We start from the raw sequence: 15,956 nt of genomic DNA, 5'->3' as shown, positions 1-15,956 counted from the left end.
ATGATTAATTTAGCTTTATCGATTATTGTTTTTTACTATCTTGTCAAAACAAGGGATCTCTTTAAAATTTTAAAAGTGGTGAAGAACATTGTTTTAGACTTGTTCATTGCCTTGAAAAGGGAAAAGAAGACGATTGAAAATACGCCGCTTGACATCGTTAAACTTCGCTATGTCAAAGGCGAAATTAGTCAGAGTGAGTATGAAAAAATCATCAGCAGTTTATAAAATCAACAATTGGCTGGCAGCATCAAAAGCTGCCAGCCATTTTTCACCTGGATATTCAAACTTTCTTAACAAATTCATGGTATACTCGTATAAGCAGTGATTCATTATGAAACCAATGAAAATTGGGCAAAATTTGGATGGACATCGCTGGAATTTTTAGTTTACAAAAGAGGTGAATTCACGAGTGGAGAAAATTCAACATCTTAATCGGGTTGCATTTGAGCTTGGGCCATTTACGGTTTATTGGTATGGGATCATCATCGGTACAGGCGTGCTGTTAGGGTGGCTCCTTGCTCAAAGGGAATCGAAAAAGCTTGGCTTGGGCCAGGATACGCTGGCCGATTTATTGTTATGGGCAATCCCGATCGCCATTATTAGTGCACGGATTTATTATGTTCTTTTTGAATGGGGCTATTATCAAAAACATCCAAGTGAAATTATTGCCATTTGGAATGGCGGGATTGCAATTCATGGTGCGATTATTGGCGGTGTGATCACAGCGCTTGTTTTTTCGAGAAAGAAAGGTATTTCCTTCTGGAAAATTGCCGATATTATTGCTCCGAGCCTGATTTTGGGACAGGCCATCGGCCGTTGGGGCAATTTTATGAACCAGGAAGCACATGGTGGAGAAGTATCAAGAGCCTTTTTAGAAAATTTGCACCTTCCAAAGTTTATTATTGATCAAATGTATATAAATGGGACTTATTATCATCCAACATTTTTATATGAATCAACATGGGATTTTATTGGTTTTCTGATTCTATTAGGTTTAAGAAGAGTTCCTGCTTTAAAACGGGGCGAGTTGTTCCTTTCCTATTTAATCTGGTACTCGATCGGCAGGTTCTATGTTGAAGGAATGAGAACAGACAGCTTAATGCTGACGAGTTCGCTAAGAATTGCCCAAATTGTTTCCCTTGTTCTGATTGTCGGAGGGATTTTCCTTATCTGGTATAGAAGATCGAAAGGATATGCGCAACACAAGTATACAGAAGTAGGTCTCAATAAATAACTGAATTGGCAAAAGGTGAGCAGCGATCTGCTAGCCTTTTGCTTTTTTTATAATATCAGAATTTATATGTTGACCCTTTTTTACGATTGTCGAAAGAGTAAGACATGGAGTCTAATATTCTAAAATGAATCTTTTTTGACCAAAATCATGAATCTGTGACATGAAAAGTATACATGCAAGGAATTTATTCCATAACTGGGGTGTTTCGTGGTTGACTGTTGATTTCCGCTCCAGGCGGCTTCGCTTTCCGCGGGCGTGCCGGGGAGCCTCCTCAGCGCTTTGGCGCCTGCGGGGTCTCCCCTGCCCCGTACTCCCGCAGGACATTGAATAAGCTTCTTGAATCATCACCGCACGAAGGAAATGCGATAGCATTTTCGAGGAGTCTTCGCCGCCTTCCACTCCAATCCACAAAGTGAGCGGAATCGACCATAAGCAAAATGATAGTGATTCTTTATCAAATTTCTACGATAATAAATTTTTTGGATTGCCAAATAGGCATGTATCAGGTCTTTTCAGGCTATTCACTTGCACGGTTTAGGTTAAAAATGTGAGATATACTTGCGTAAATGTCTTAAACGGAGGTCTATGGTTTCAAAATTTCAACGATTTCAATCTCGCATGCTTCACCATTTTGTATAACGGTCTTACTTCTTCTGCGAAACACTTTTTTCAACGGAGCTTCCTCAGTCTTTAGCGTTTCTTGACCAACGTAAGATATACAAAAATAGGGGCATATCCGTCGTCACCTTTGTAAGTACGGCTGACGCATTCCTACTTCTATTACAGTTATCAAATGACGAGCTTCGAAAGAGATTTTGGAGCTAAGGAATAAAGGATCAAACTGGTAAAGCCCCGATGGCCTGATCAAAGTGCTTATGTTTGTAAGAGTACAAGGGATGATGCGTATGTCATCATTGCCAAAGCAACGGAAAAAAGGAAAGAAGTGTTCCGCAAAGGAGTACATGGCGTAGAGTACAAACTATCTGATGTCCTCTAGCAAAAGGCCGCTTCGAATCCTAGGGTTCATTCGTTTATGGCACCCTGTTGATTGGAGCGGAAGGCGCCGACTCCTGGGGGATTAGCGTTACAGGCGAGACCCCGCAGGACTTTGAATAAGCTTCCTAGAAATAACATCGCACGAAGGAAATGCGGATGCATTTTCGAGGAGCTTGCGACGAGGAGGCTCGGCGAACGCCCCCCGGAAAGCGAGTGCCTGGAGCGGAAATCAACAGACTAGTTGTCAGAACCAAACTAAAAAGGATCGGGCGGTTTTTGCCCGGTTTTTCTTATCTTCTACATTGTTACTTCATCTTTACCAGATATAGTAGGAACATAGCCAATAACAAAATTCAAATTTTAACGAAGAGGTGTGTAAATCGTGGTACAAAATGTTCAGGAAAAGACTGAAAGGTTTGAAGTGCTTGTTTCGGGAACGCCTTTTTACGAAGGAAAATGCAGCAGTTGGCAATTGGGAGAGGGTATTTTTATGCAAAAGCTGAGTGATCATAGTCGGTTCGTTTTCTTGTTTGAAGCAGATGGGACTTACAAAGCATATGAGCTGGGGGAACGAGGGCTTACCGTCTAAATGAAAAGAATGATCGTCAAAAGAGGCTGACTTAGTCAGCCTCTTTTGTTTTTATTAGGATCATTTCATCGGGCACTGATACTTCCATTAGTAAATCGGATTCTGTATGGAATGTTAAGAATGCGCCTGAGTTCGACCGGAATCGATATTCTTCCGTCCGATAAAATACATTGGTTTAAGCGTTTATTTGGATGCTGGCCCTTCAGAATAATCAGCTCTTTTTGTTGAAAAATCGCTAATGATCACCATCTTTTATTTTTAATTGCTGTTGGATTTTTTTGGGTATCGAGATTTGCCCTTTTTTATTTAGCTTCTTAAGTAACAAATTGAATCACCTCGTTCAGACTTTTCGAGTATTACTGCACAAGAGGCTGTTGAATTTCCCTCTTTCTCACAATCTCCTTAAAGCCAAACAACCGAGTAAAAGAAAGGGAAAAAGCTCTGACGGGGATGGAGTCAGAACTTTTTCATAGGGATAGGTATTCATTTTAAGGAAGGAGGTTGACCGCCACCATCAGTGTGACTGCATCTCCTTGATCGGTACGGTTTAATCTTAATCAATAAATCTGCATTTCATATGCAGAATTGATTACAAAATCAAGTCAGTTTGTATTTCTATCAAACCATTTTATCTGAAAAAAATTTCAACCCTACATACTTTCTTCATTCTTTCCTTTTATATTTTGAGTATAGTCATTAAACAAACGGACTCGAAAGGAGCAGATGAAATTTTAATTGATAGCAATTTTGTTCCATACTTTCTACACAAATAACCGTTAAATTTAAAAATGTAAAAGCAAGAAGGAAACAAACATGATGGGTCAAGGATTTGGTTATGGAGGATTTGGCATGTTAGGAGGTGGATCAGTGATGATGATATTGTTAATTGCGGCTGTGGGCTTCGTCGTTTACCTTGCACTGAAAAAACAGCCATCCGGGAACCAGGCTTCATACCCGGTACAACATTCCGTTCAATCTGAAGCATTGAGTATTGCAAAATCAAGACTTGCCAGCGGTGAAATTACCGTTGAAGAATTTGAGCAAATCAAAAAAAATCTATTATAAACCAAGGAGGAAACAAAAATGAAAAAGATGATCGTAACAGGAGCATTAGCAGCAGTCATGATTGCCGGCGGAGGAACAGGAGCCTATCTTGCCTATGCGAAAGGAAATGATTCAAGCCCGGCAGCCTATATGCAGCAGCAAGGAGTCAATGTCGAACAAATGTCAAATACGTTTGATTCCAAGGATATTCAAGGTATGCAAGACTTGATGAAAAGTGGAAATGTAAATTTTGGCCAAATGAAACCGTATATGCAAAAAATGCACCCAGATTTAAGTAATCAACAATTGGAAGACATGTATAAGGGCATGAACGGCACAGGCGGCTCTTCAAACAGTGCCAATTTTCAAGGAATGAACGGTTCTGGTTCTAGCATGATGGGAAATGGAAATCTGTAGAGTAAAGCCAAATAAAATGTAAGCCGGTTTTCTGCCGGCTTACACGTTACTGAACAGGAGGAAAAAACAATGATATTGTTACTACTTTTAGGAATTGGTTTTTATTTATACAAAACGGGTGAATTGCAGCGCTTGACGCAAAAGTTTCAAGGAAATGACAACACTGGAGTGGATGAAGCCAAGCGGGTCATTGACATGAGGTATGCAGCAGGCCAAATCACCGCTGAAGAATACAGTAAAATTAAAAATCTATTATAGGGAGGAGAATGACATCCAATGATGAATGGTGGAATGGGTAATTGGGGAAATGGATTCCCGAACAATGGAGCAGGTGGATATGCAGGAGCATTGAACAACTTTGGATGGTTCCAAGGTGTTAATTTTACAATGGTGCTTTTAATCGGCATTGCGATTCTAGTTCTGTTTCTTCTTTTCAAAAATAAAAAGCAGCCGATTAAAAAGGAAGCCATCTTTTCAGTCGAAAAGTCGCCTGCATTAGACTCGGCTGAAATCGTTCGCCTCCGTTATGCACGCGGAGAAATCACATTTGAGGAATTTCAAACGATCTTAAAAAATATTCAAGTTTAAAACTAAAAATGGTATCAACAAAAAACTTCCATTAAACCGGAAGTTTTTTTGTTTCAAAGGCATCGTCCGAAATTTGTTGCAGAATCTGGTTACTTTCTGCACATTTTATCGATAAACTCTGAAGCACATGTACATAAAGGGTGTATTGGAGTCAATCAGCCATTAGTGGTGATCTGATTTGGTATTTACGCCATCCATCCTTGATTTAAACAAACAGAGAAAAAAATCCGAGGGGTGAAAGAAGATGAAAAAGGGTATTGTCTTATCGGTTCTATCTATAAGCTTGCTGCTTAGTGCTTGTAGTTCATCAGGGGAAGCAAAACTTACATCTGTAAAAAACGGAAAAAAAATCGAGGATATTCATGGGGTGGGAGTTGCCAATGATGGTACAACCTACGTAGCGACCCATGAAGGATTATTTTTGACAAAGGATACAGGAAAAAGTTGGAACAAAGTAGGATCAATGGATGCTGATTTGATGGGATTTAATATGAGATCGGACGGAACGATGCTGACAAGCGGCCATCCTGGCAATAAGACCAATTTGCCCAATCCAATCGGCGTGTTGATGAGCAAAGACAATGGCCTGAATTGGGATAAAGTCGAATATGTAGGCAAAATTGATTTTCACGTTTTAACTTCCTATCATCATGACCCCAAAGTCATTTATGGATTGAATCAAATGGGAACAGGGCAATATGGCGCAGGCATCTATAGAACAACCGATGGCGGCAAAAAGTGGACAAAAATCGAGCCAAACGGCTTACCGAACGATCTGATGAAAGTTTATTCCTTGCTCGTTCTTCCGGAAAATAAAGACACATTGCTTGCCGGGACGGAAATCGGGGTCATGATTTCTAAGGATGGAGGAAGGAGCTGGAAAATGTTTGATAATACTCGGCTTCTTTCTGCAATGGCTGTGATGCCAAATGGGAAAGACATTATTGGATATTCGATGAGCAACTTAGTCTCAGGCTTGATGATCAGCCAAGACAGCGGGCAAACATGGAAAAGCATCGGATTGGATTTGGGGAAGGATGCTGCTTCTTCCATTTCAATCAATCAGAAGGATGAAAACCAAATAGCGGTTTCTTCCTATAACACTTCTTTATATGTGACAAAAGACGGCGGAAAGAAATGGAGCAATATCATTGAAACCGGAACATTAAAATAATCCATCCATCCAAGCGGTAAACATAACTGCTTGGATTTTGTTCTTTATCAATTCTGTGTCAGTCTGTTAAAAATTGCTAGAAGACAAAATTTCTCCTTAAAAAAACCACAGTTTCTGCACACTTTTTCAATAATGTAGAGGCGAATTGATAGAAAAAAGTGAAATGAGGTGAACGTTTTGAAAATGAGAGTCATCCTCTTTTTCCTCATTTTTATTCTTGCAGGCGGAGGAAATGCGATCGCTCATGGCGGTGATCCAATGGTGCCGTCCACTGACCACTTAAATGGACAAACCGGTTCTCCTGCTGAAGGCCTCAACAAAGACAACAATCAAACCATGGCCGGAATGAACATGGGGGAGGGAAGCCATTCCCATCAGCCAGTTCAAGAAACTCCTCCCAATAAGACCATTTTAGGTGCATTTGGAATGGTCAATCTCATCTTTATTTGTATTGGTGTTTGGAATAAGTGGTTCAGAAAGAAGGGTGGTTGCGTTGTCAATTCCAACTAGCAAATTTCCGAAGGAGAAAGCGTTGCTACAGAAGAAACCATTCAATTTATTGGCTAATCCAATGCTATAAAAAAATTTATCCAGTCCAAATGGTACCCTGGTCTTTTCCAGTGGATTGTCCTCATTGTTTTTTCCATCATCGTTTATGAATTGGCAGCCGGGACTGTTGATCCGACAAGAAATCTGGGAACGTCTCTTACATGGGTTTTATGGTGGCCGCTTATTCCGCTCTTCTTTGTGCTAATTGGCCGATTTTGGTGCGCCATCTGTCCATTTGGAAAAGTAAGCGACATCATTCGAAAAACAATTGGCAGCAATAAACCGGCGCCAACGTTTTTACGAAAATACGGCCTTTGGATCATTGATCTTTTCTTTATCGCGATTACGTACAGTGATCATATTTGGGGAATTGTCGAAAATCCAAGGGGTTCGGGATATTTGCTTCTTTTACTCGTAACGATGGTTGTGGGAACATCCATCTTTTATGAAAGAAGAACATTTTGCAAGACATTGTGCTTTCTTGGAGGTTTATCAGGCAACTACTCCCGGTCTGGGGCTTTGGAACTGCGCGGAACTCCCGAAATTTGCAAAACATGCAAAACCCAGTCGTGCTTTAAAGGGAGCGAACAAGCAGAGGGCTGTTCGATGTTTCAATTTGTTCGGACAATGGATACTTCTGCGGACTGTAACTTATGCGGAGACTGCATAAAATCATGCCCAAATCATTCAATCCGCCTTTCTCCCCGCATGCCTACATCAGAATTGTGGGCAATTAAAAAACCTAAAATGGAGCACACCGTTTTAGCTGCGGTCATCATGGGGATCGTATTTGTTCAAAATATCACAATGGTCGCTGTTTGGCAGGATTTTTTAAAAGCAATAGGCTCAGTCACCAACACAGATCAATACACCGTTAATTTTACCATCGCCTTTCTAATTATCATGGCAATTCCTGTCGCCCTTTTGCTGCTGACGGCAAAAATTGCCGCCATCACTGGCGGTTCTGCAGAAAAGGTGAAGCAAAATTTTATTCGTTTTGGTTATGCCATCATTCCGTTGGATTTGGCCGGACATTTGGCACATAACCTTTTCCATATTCTCACAGAAGGAAAAGCCATCTGGTACAACACTATTGCACTATTTGGAGCAGAACTTTCGAGGGGAAATCTTGGTTTTGCCACTGCCTCAACTGTGCAAATGCTGCAGTACGCAATCATCCTATTCGGCACGGTTGGCTCCGTTTATACAGCCTACCGGATTGGCAACAAAGGTTCTTTTAAAGCACTGGTGCCATACTATACTTTAATGATTTTGCTTGCAGCTGCCAATATTTATTTGTTCTCATTACCGATGATGCACCGAGTATAACCGACGAATCAGAAGCATGATCCATCTGCAAAAGCTAAGGGAAGTTTCCTTTAGCTTTTTACTCTGTTCAAATCGATTTCCCTTAAATTCCAGACGTTGTTAGTGAAAACGATTCTCTGTTTCTTTTAGCAAAAATTTCTGTTTTAACGAAAAATCTCCATAGTTTCTTTATTTTTTTCCTTTATTCTGAAGTTGTCAATAATTGAGCGACGGTGGACTTGGATTGTTTGTTCTCCTTTATAATCAGCTCGAAGTACAGCCTGCTTTTGACTGCCAGAGAAAGGGATGGAAGATAAATGAAGAAAATATGGCCGATGCTCCTTTTAACCATGTTCATATTCATTGGAATTTTGCTGCTTGCGTTTGTTATTCGGATGATTAATTTTCATGAAGAAAAAATGGGGATGACCCTTGGAAAAGAGATGATGCTGCATCACCTAACAGCCTGGGGGCAATTTATGTTTTGGATTTTGCTGGTTGCTGCCGGAGTTTGCCTGCTCGTTTCGCTGTTTTTTCGAAAAAAATAAACCTTACCTTTCTGCACAGTTTTTCAATTCTTTTTTAGTAGAATAAAAATGATTATTTACTAGGGAGAACAGCAAATGTCTTTTTTTATTCCATTCATCATCGGCGGTATTCTTAGCTTCGGTTTCTTTTTTTGGGCTAAATCGATCAAGGTCAAGGCAGCCTTCTTTTTTCTCACTAGCAGCTTGTTGATTGCGGCGATGTTTTCGCTTGTGACAGACAATGTAGAAGCAAGAATTTGGAATACTTTTAAAAAAAGTAATCTTTTAAACTCTGAAGAAAAGACAAAAAATGAGGCAGTTAAAATTGTGAAAATTAAAGAACAAGTTTTGCTTAGCGCCCCTGTTTTTAAACAAAATCCAGAATTGCCGCGCGGCTGTGAAGTCACGGCACTAGCCATGTTATTGCAATACAAAGGAATTAAAGTGGATAAAATGGAGCTGGCTGAAAAAGTAAAAAAGGATACGACTCCTTTAGTGGAAAAGGATGGGTCTGTCTTTTGGGGAAATCCAAATGACGGCTTCATTGGCAACATGTATACGAAAAGTAAACCCGGCTATGGAGTATACCACAAACCAATAAAAGAACTGGCGGAACAATATTTGCCTGGACAAGTTGTCGATCTAACAGGAAAAAGCTTCACAGAGTTAGAAACCTACTTGTCATCAGGTGTACCGGTTTGGGTGATCACGAACACAACGTTTCGAAAACTGCCTGATTCAGCCTTTGAAACATGGGATACCCCGCAAGGAAAAGTAAAAATCACCTATAAAGAACATGCGGTCATCATCACTGGCTACGATCAGAAAACGGTTTATTTTAACGATTCGATCAGCGGCACAAAAAATATGGCGATTCCGAAGCAGGATTTTATCGCAGCATGGAAGCAAATGGGCAGCCAGGCCGTTACCTACTTGCCGAATTCCGTACAATAAAACTCTTCAATCTTTGAAGGGTTTTTTCTTATGTTTTTCTTAGGATGTTTTCAGTTTGTTTTTACGTATCCTGCATATACTTAACTGTAAAAATAATGAATTGGAGGAAAAACCGAACAGTTTGTCTGTTTTTTTAGCACATTTTTGATGATAAAGCAGTATACTACCATATCTGTTTTGATTACTCTTCTTAAAAATGATGGGAGTGGGATTGGAATGTCCTTTTTTAAAAGGCTTCGCGATGTGACGTTAGCAAATATTTATGCTCTTATTGAAACAGTGGAAGATCCGGTCAAAATGATTGATCAATATTTGCGCGATATGATGGAGGATCTTGAGGATGCCGAAAAAGCGGTCGTTGGTCAAATTGCGATCGAGAAAAAGTTTAAGCAGCTGTATGAGGAACAAGAGCAATTAATGAAGAAACGAGACCAGCAGGCTCATATCGCTGCCAAGGCGCAAAATACAGATTTGGCGCGAAAGGCAATCGAAGGGAAAAAAGCAGCCGAGCAAAAAATGAATGAGTACAAAACAAGCTATGAGCAAAATAAGATCATTACCGAGAAGTTGCGCGAAAAATTGGATAATATGAGAAAACAAGTATCAGAGTTGAAAAATAAACGCGATACATTGGTTGCCAGGGCGCAAACGGCCAAGGCTCAGCAGGAAATAAACAAAATGATGTCGGGAATTGACTCAAGTTCTGCGATGGCAGGTCTTAAACGCATGGAAGAAAAGGTAATGAGCATGGAAGCACAAGCAGAAGCAAGTGATGAAGTATACCACCAGGAGACTTCACTTGACGAGGAGATTCAGAGACTGAATCGTGAAAAGGAGATTGAGGAGGAATTAGCTGAATTACTGAACCAAAATGAAAGGGAAAACCGTTAAGTCGGTTCCCTTTTTCTGTTCATTTTCATCAATACAGGATAGGGGAGAGGACAGAATGAAGTTGTTTCGCCGCCTTAAAGCTATTTTTCAAAAAGCAAAAGAACCGATCAGGGAAGAAGATGAAATGGTTCATCTCGGTGATGTTGTTGAAATTGCGATGGTTATGTACCGTGTTGTCGGGCGAACGGTAGATCCGAAGCGAAATTCCGTATTGCTTACCTTAGAGGATGGGAGTCAAATCCAGTATCTGTTTATTGAACGGCGGGAAAAAACTCTTTATTCGCTGTTTCAACCTATTGATGGGAGAATGGACACCTTTAACGAAATTCCAACAACTTTGGAAATAGATGATACCCTTTACTATTTAGAAGAACAGTATTCAGGATTGATCCAGACGGAAGGCAGGACCCCTTTTCCAACTAGCGGAGAACAATATGTTTGGAAATTTCAGTCAGATAATCGAAAAGTAGCGCGAATTGAGTGGCAAGATGGAAAGTTACTGCTTTATGAAGGAGAGTCCGTCATGCCAGCGGAGATACGAGTGCTGCACGGAACATAGGAGGTGACGAAAAGTGTGGAAATTTCTTAAAGTTTTTTTAGCAATTTCATTGGTTGTCTCCCTCTTTAGTGTTATTGGTAAATGGACTGCTACTGCTTCAACATATCCTTTGGAATCAATTGTTGAAAACGGTTCCCAAGTCTCAAAAGTTTATCGGGTCGAGAATAAAACAGTTCCAGAAGTGGCAGAAGAGATTTCTGCCAACAAAAAACCGCAGGAAATATCAAAGCAAGATTCAGAGAAAATGTTTTTAGTCTATCCGAATGAATGGTATTTTTTGCAAAAGGATCCGCAAAAGCCGAAAGATACGCTTATTGAAGTCGATAACAAAGACTTTATCCGTGAAAATTATAACCCTGCCTTTTTTAATGGGTTTATCACCGGCTATATATTGAATGATATATTTCGCTCCGGTAAAAAGTATGCTGGCTCGTTTCAAGGTTACTCCAAAAAAAATATCTACAAGCCTAAGATTGATTACCGTCCCCCGACAACTCAACAAAAGAAATCCTTTCCCCCTCTTACGATAAAAGGCACTGGCTCAATCATCAAACGCGGCGAGCAATTTTTTTCGAAAACATTTAAAAATGATTCAAATGGAACGGGTAAAAACCTAAAGCCAAGTCGTTCAACCATTCAGAAAAATGCTCCTCCGAAGGTGAATAGGGGTGGGTTTGGGACGATTAAGCGCAGAAAATGACCTAAAAGAAGATTATTAGTTGGAATAGTGGGTATTCTCTAAAATGAATCATCTTTTAGGGAGGAAGCGAGTTGAGTAAAAAAAGAACAATTGCTATTTTTCTAGTTGCTTGTTTCGCCGTACTTGGTTTCTGAATCGGTGCCGGGTATCAACCTAATCAAAAATCAGAGGCTGAGGCAAATGGAAAGCCGGCGGATGTTGTAAGTCTGGATGTACCAACAGTAAATGGTACATCCGAAAACGGTGTAAAAGTTTTTAAACTTGATGCCGAATCGGTTAAACAGGAAGTCTCAAAAGGCGTGTATATGAATGCCTGGGGCTATAACGGCAGCACTCCCGGACCGACACTTGTCGTAAACCAGGAGATAAAATCCGCGTTGTGGTCACCAACAAGCTGACCGAGCCAACAAGGGTCCACTGGCATGGTTTGATTGTACCAAATAAGATGGATGGTGTTCCTGCAGTTGAAGACAGTCCGAAAATTGAGCCAGGGAAAAGCTTTACTTATGAATTTACAGTCAAACAGGCAGGAACCTTTATGTACCACTCACATGTGAATACAAAAAAACAAGAAATGATGGGCTTAGGCGGCATGCTTGTTTCACTTCCAAAAGACAACGGAGAGAAAGTTGACCGTGACTATATTCTCATGACGCAGGAGTGGAAGCTTGAAAAACCAGGATCCAAAATGGGGATGATGATGAGTCCAGATGACTATGGAGAAGGAGAAGTACCGCCGGGAACCTATGAAGTAAATCCTGAGGCAATGATGTGGAATATCTTTACCTTTAATGGAAAGCAGCTCCCCGATACGACGCCACTAACGGTGAAAAAAGGTGAAAAGGTAAAAATCCGTTTAGGCAACTTAAGCATGGAAAGTCATCCGATTCATCTTCATGGCCACAATGCAACCGTTGTCGCAAAAGACGGGGTGCCATTGAAAAAATCGGCACAATATGAAGTCAATACGGTCAACATCGCGCCCGGTGAAACGTATGATGTCGTCTTTACCGCTGACAATACCGGAACATGGCCGCTCCATTGCCACTTGCCCCATCACACGGCTGGACCGGATGGAAAGGAAGGCGGCATGTTTACATCTGTAAAGTATCAATGATTTTTCACAAAAAAAATTCGACCTAAAAAGGCTGACAGCAATTAACTGCTGTCAGCCTTTTGATCAATCATTTAGTTATTTGTCCTTTTTTGTGCCCAAATAATAACAGGTATCAGCAGCAATGCCAAGACTCCGCCAGTGAGTGAGAGTACCGCATAACTGGATTGGGCGACAACCATGCCGGATAGCGCTCCTCCGGCTGCCCCGGACAAAGCGATCAAGACATCAACCGATCCTTGTGTTTTTGCCCGGGTTGATGGAATCGTTGAATCGACAATAATGGCTGTTCCGCTAATTAAACCAAAGTTCCAGCCAAGACCAAGCAAGGCGAGAGCAGTGCTAAATCCTAACAGAGAAGCTCCCGGCGATACTGCCGCTAGCACACCTGCCAAAAGCAAGGTCACACCAGAAGCGACCGCCATCGAAATCCGGCCAATTTTATCAACAAGAACTCCGGTCACAAGCGATGGGAGATACATTGCGCCAATATGGATGCCAATCACCATTCCAACTTGCCCTAAAGTATGGCCATGATGCCCCATTTGAACAGGTGTCATTGTCATAATGGCAACCATAACCACCTGTGTTAAAACCATAACAGTGGCACCCATAATGATTCCAGGCTTGTTGTGTTTTTCCTCAGTGGGAATGGTGCCGGAAACAGCAGCGGTTTCCAGTTTTACTTCCCTCGCAAGGGCCTGGGCGACAACGAGCGGATCCGGTCGAAGGAAAGTGGCTAGCACCAGTCCGGCAAGAATATAGGCTGCAGCAGCAAGTATGAACGGACCGGCTATAGCAGGAACACCGATGGATGTGGCAAAATTCCCCATGATACTGACCATGTTTGGACCGGCAACAGCACCAAAAGTGGTGGAGACCATTGCAATACTAACGGCGGTGGCTCGCTGCTTCGGATTTGCCAGGTCAGTGCCGGCATAGCGCGCTTGCAAGTTTGTTGCCGTTCCGCCACCGTAGATGAACAGGGAGGCAAATAAAAGCATGATGTTGTTCGTTAACGCCGCAATTACCACACCAATTGCCCCGATGCCGCCAGCGATAAATCCGGAAGCAAGCCCAAGGCGGCGGCCGAATCGCTGTGAAAGCCGCCCGACAATCAGCGCAGCTCCGGCGGAACCTAATGTAAACAACGCAATTGGAACACCGGCAAAGCTATCAGTACCCAGCATTTTTTGCGCAAGGAGCGCTCCAACCGTTATACCTGCCGCAAGTCCGGCACCGCCGAAAATTTGTGACATCACGATGATGATCAATGTTTGTCGATACAATTTTTGTTGCTTTTCCGGAGAATCAATGTAACGTTGCAGCCACGGAGGGTGAGCTTCTATAGCCTTAACTTCTTCGTCTTTTTTGAGCATGGAGCGAACCGCCTTTCTTATATTCCCAAATCTATTTTAGTGGAAATTTCCGTCATAATGAAATGGATTTTTAAAAGAGTTTAAATACCCCTATAAGTATACAATGGTTTTGTGAACCTTTATAGAGTAATTTGCAAATTTGTTTTGTTGTCTGAGATGGTAAAGCTTGTGAGCAATGATACTTTTTAGCTTTTGAAAGGAATATATATGAAAGGAGATGCATTTTAAGGGAGGGATTCCTATTCAGATTCATGTTGTGCAACGGGGAGAAGCATTATGGGCCATTTCTCAGCGCTATAGGGTCACAATCGACCAAATTGTTCGGGTGAATCAGTTGGAAAATCCAAACCAATTGGTAGTCGGTATGGCTCTCGTGATTCCGACACCATCTAAAGCACATACGGTACGACCAGGCGAGACTTTGTGGTTGATTGCCCAAAAATATGGTACAACGATTCAAGCAATTGTTCAAGCAAATCAAATCAGTAATCCAGCGGCGATTTATCCGGGTATGGTGTTAACGATCCCGGCGAGAACTCATGTGATCCAGCCTGGAGAAACGTTATGGCAAATTGCCCAAAAATACGGTACAACTGTTCAAGAAATCATCCGGATCAACCAAATTCAAAATCCAAATTTGCTCTATCCAGGTGCGGCTTTAGCTATTCCTTTCTCTAAACCAATCGTAGATGTGAATGCTTATACGATTGATACAGGTGAAAAGGGAGGGGCATTGATTCGAGAAGTAGGCAGAGATTTAACCTATTCCTCGCTTTTTGCCTATTCAATGACAGAGAGTGGTGGAGTATCCCCTTTATATGATACTGCTTTTATCCAAGCTTCATTAGCTGAAAGAGTTGCACCCATGATGTGCATTACGAATTTTACGTATAAGGATCCTGGCTCACGGCTTGCACACACCATCCTTTCCAATCCTGAAATTCAAGATCGTCTGATAACCAATATTTTAAGTGCGATAAAGTCGAAGGGCTATCGCGGGTTAAACGTTGATTTTGAAAATGTCTATCCCCAAGACCGTGAATTTTACAATCAATTTTTGCAAAAAGCGGTTGACCGGCTGCATCCGGAAGGTTATTTTGTTTCCACCGCATTGGCTCCGAAAGTGAGTGCTGAGCAAAAAGGGCTGTTATACGAAGCGCATGATTATTCGGCCCATGGCAGAATCGCCGATTTTGTTGTGTTAATGACGTATGAATGGGGTTACCGATTAGGGCCCCCGCAAGCGATATCGCCACTTAATGAAATCCGGCGAGTGCTTGATTATGCCGTGTCAGTCATACCAAGAAATAAAATTTTCATGGGCTTCCAAATTTATGCCCGCGACTGGCTTCTGCCACATGTCAAAGGACAAGAGGCGGAAACATTTAGCCAGCAAGAAGCGGTCAGACGGGCAATTCAATATGGCGCTGCGATTCAATATCATTCAGTTGCGCAATCGCCTTTCTTTCGGTATACCGATGCACAGGGCCGCAATCACGAAGTATGGTTTGAGGATGCCAGAAGCGCCCAGGCGAAATTTGACACTGCTAAAGAATACGGCCTAAGAGGGATCAGCTATTGGACACTGGGTTATCCATACCCGCAAAACTGGGTATTGCTAGAAGATACTTTTTTGATCCGCAAGGTATGATGTGGAATGACAGAGAGACGGTTTCATCTATCAAGGAATTGCCTGTCCCAGTACAAAAAAATTGAGAAATGGTCATTAGGGAAGGCAGTAATGCCCGTGGTGGGCCAAAAAAGCCGGGGAGCGGCATTAGTCCAGTCAGTAATGCCCGTAGAGAGCCAAAAAAGCCGAGAAACGGTCATTAGGTCAGTCGGTAATGCCCGTGGAGAGCTAAAAAAGCCGAGCGGCGGTCATTAGGGAAAGCAGTAATGCCCGTAGAGAGCCAAAAAAGCCGAGCGGCGGTCA

Annotated in this window: 19 protein-coding genes; 17 read left to right on the top strand and 2 right to left on the bottom strand. The window is 41.8% G+C overall.

Translation table 11 applies throughout. From position 1 onward, the window contains the following. The 3 genes from ACQYAD_RS08100 to ACQYAD_RS08090 all read left to right on the top strand — a co-directional run bounded on the left by ACQYAD_RS08100 (position 1) and on the right by ACQYAD_RS08090 (position 2,819). Positions 1-225: a hypothetical protein gene (locus ACQYAD_RS08100; RefSeq protein WP_430237012.1), complete on the top strand. Its 225-nt coding sequence runs from the start codon at positions 1-3 to the stop codon at positions 223-225. Between the two features lie 184 nt (positions 226-409). Further along, positions 410-1,234 carry a prolipoprotein diacylglyceryl transferase gene (lgt, locus tag ACQYAD_RS08095; protein WP_430237010.1) on the top strand — a complete coding sequence of 275 codons (825 nt, stop codon included), beginning with the start codon at positions 410-412 and terminating at the stop codon, positions 1,232-1,234. 1,378 nt (positions 1,235-2,612) lie between these two features. After that, positions 2,613-2,819: a hypothetical protein gene (locus ACQYAD_RS08090; protein WP_430237007.1), complete on the top strand. Its 207-nt coding sequence runs from the start codon at positions 2,613-2,615 to the stop codon at positions 2,817-2,819. Between the two features lie 235 nt (positions 2,820-3,054). Here the strand turns inward: ACQYAD_RS08090 and ACQYAD_RS08085 are convergent, their stop codons facing one another. Continuing rightward, positions 3,055-3,144 carry an AbrB/MazE/SpoVT family DNA-binding domain-containing protein gene (locus tag ACQYAD_RS08085; RefSeq protein ID WP_430237005.1) on the bottom strand — a complete coding sequence of 30 codons (90 nt, stop codon included), beginning with the start codon at positions 3,142-3,144 and terminating at the stop codon, positions 3,055-3,057. A 545-nt stretch (positions 3,145-3,689) separates the two neighbouring features. Here ACQYAD_RS08085 and ACQYAD_RS08080 point away from each other — a divergent pair. The 13 genes from ACQYAD_RS08080 to ACQYAD_RS08020 all read left to right on the top strand — a co-directional run bounded on the left by ACQYAD_RS08080 (position 3,690) and on the right by ACQYAD_RS08020 (position 12,647). Then, the gene (locus ACQYAD_RS08080) at positions 3,690-3,884 is read left to right on the top strand and encodes an SHOCT domain-containing protein (RefSeq protein ID WP_430237003.1); all 195 of its coding nucleotides are present in this window, start codon (positions 3,690-3,692) and stop codon (positions 3,882-3,884) included. 18 nt (positions 3,885-3,902) lie between these two features. Beyond that, positions 3,903-4,280 (top strand): hypothetical protein, encoded by a 378-nt coding sequence (locus ACQYAD_RS08075; protein ID WP_430237001.1) that lies wholly within the window; start codon positions 3,903-3,905, stop codon positions 4,278-4,280. A gap of 69 nt (positions 4,281-4,349) precedes the next feature. Beyond that, on the top strand, positions 4,350-4,538 hold the full coding sequence (locus ACQYAD_RS08070) for a hypothetical protein (protein ID WP_430236999.1): 189 nt from the start codon (positions 4,350-4,352) through the stop codon (positions 4,536-4,538). Between the two features lie 18 nt (positions 4,539-4,556). After that, positions 4,557-4,868 carry a hypothetical protein gene (locus ACQYAD_RS08065; RefSeq protein WP_430236998.1) on the top strand — a complete coding sequence of 104 codons (312 nt, stop codon included), beginning with the start codon at positions 4,557-4,559 and terminating at the stop codon, positions 4,866-4,868. A gap of 244 nt (positions 4,869-5,112) precedes the next feature. Beyond that, positions 5,113-6,042, top strand: a complete 930-nt coding sequence (locus ACQYAD_RS08060) for a F510_1955 family glycosylhydrolase (protein ID WP_430236996.1) — start codon at positions 5,113-5,115, stop codon at positions 6,040-6,042. Positions 6,043-6,219: 177 nt separating this feature from the next. Beyond that, entirely contained in the window at positions 6,220-6,552 is a 333-nt protein-coding gene (locus ACQYAD_RS08055) for a hypothetical protein (protein WP_430236994.1), read from the top strand. 150 nt (positions 6,553-6,702) lie between these two features. After that, positions 6,703-7,920: a 4Fe-4S binding protein gene (locus tag ACQYAD_RS08050; RefSeq protein ID WP_430236991.1), complete on the top strand. Its 1,218-nt coding sequence runs from the start codon at positions 6,703-6,705 to the stop codon at positions 7,918-7,920. A gap of 296 nt (positions 7,921-8,216) precedes the next feature. Then, positions 8,217-8,447, top strand: a complete 231-nt coding sequence (locus ACQYAD_RS08045; RefSeq protein ID WP_430236989.1) for a hypothetical protein — start codon at positions 8,217-8,219, stop codon at positions 8,445-8,447. 75 nt (positions 8,448-8,522) lie between these two features. Next, positions 8,523-9,380 (top strand): C39 family peptidase, encoded by an 858-nt coding sequence (locus ACQYAD_RS08040; RefSeq protein ID WP_430236987.1) that lies wholly within the window; start codon positions 8,523-8,525, stop codon positions 9,378-9,380. 216 nt (positions 9,381-9,596) lie between these two features. Beyond that, positions 9,597-10,271 (top strand): PspA/IM30 family protein, encoded by a 675-nt coding sequence (locus tag ACQYAD_RS08035; protein WP_430236985.1) that lies wholly within the window; start codon positions 9,597-9,599, stop codon positions 10,269-10,271. A 55-nt stretch (positions 10,272-10,326) separates the two neighbouring features. Further along, positions 10,327-10,830: a DUF4178 domain-containing protein gene (locus ACQYAD_RS08030; protein ID WP_430236983.1), complete on the top strand. Its 504-nt coding sequence runs from the start codon at positions 10,327-10,329 to the stop codon at positions 10,828-10,830. Positions 10,831-10,843: 13 nt separating this feature from the next. Next, positions 10,844-11,530 (top strand): DUF4247 domain-containing protein, encoded by a 687-nt coding sequence (locus tag ACQYAD_RS08025; protein WP_430236981.1) that lies wholly within the window; start codon positions 10,844-10,846, stop codon positions 11,528-11,530. 379 nt (positions 11,531-11,909) lie between these two features. Further along, a complete protein-coding gene (locus ACQYAD_RS08020) occupies positions 11,910-12,647 on the top strand; it encodes a multicopper oxidase domain-containing protein (protein WP_430236978.1) in 738 nt (245 codons plus the stop codon). Between the two features lie 71 nt (positions 12,648-12,718). On the opposite strand, the gene ACQYAD_RS08015 is transcribed toward ACQYAD_RS08020, so the two are convergent. Next, positions 12,719-14,023, bottom strand: coding sequence for an MFS transporter (locus ACQYAD_RS08015; RefSeq protein WP_430236976.1), 1,305 nt, complete (start codon positions 14,021-14,023; stop codon positions 12,719-12,721). Between the two features lie 241 nt (positions 14,024-14,264). Between ACQYAD_RS08015 and ACQYAD_RS08010 the strand changes: the two genes are divergently transcribed. Continuing rightward, positions 14,265-15,674, top strand: coding sequence for a LysM peptidoglycan-binding domain-containing protein (locus ACQYAD_RS08010; RefSeq protein WP_430237238.1), 1,410 nt, complete (start codon positions 14,265-14,267; stop codon positions 15,672-15,674). The last annotated feature ends 282 nt before the right edge of the window (positions 15,675-15,956 follow it).

It is taken from the genome of Neobacillus sp. SM06, from assembly GCF_050496765.1.
Taxonomy (GTDB): Bacteria; Bacillota; Bacilli; order Bacillales; family Cytobacillaceae; genus JAEVLT01.
This window is presented reverse-complemented; position numbering and strand designations above follow the sequence as displayed.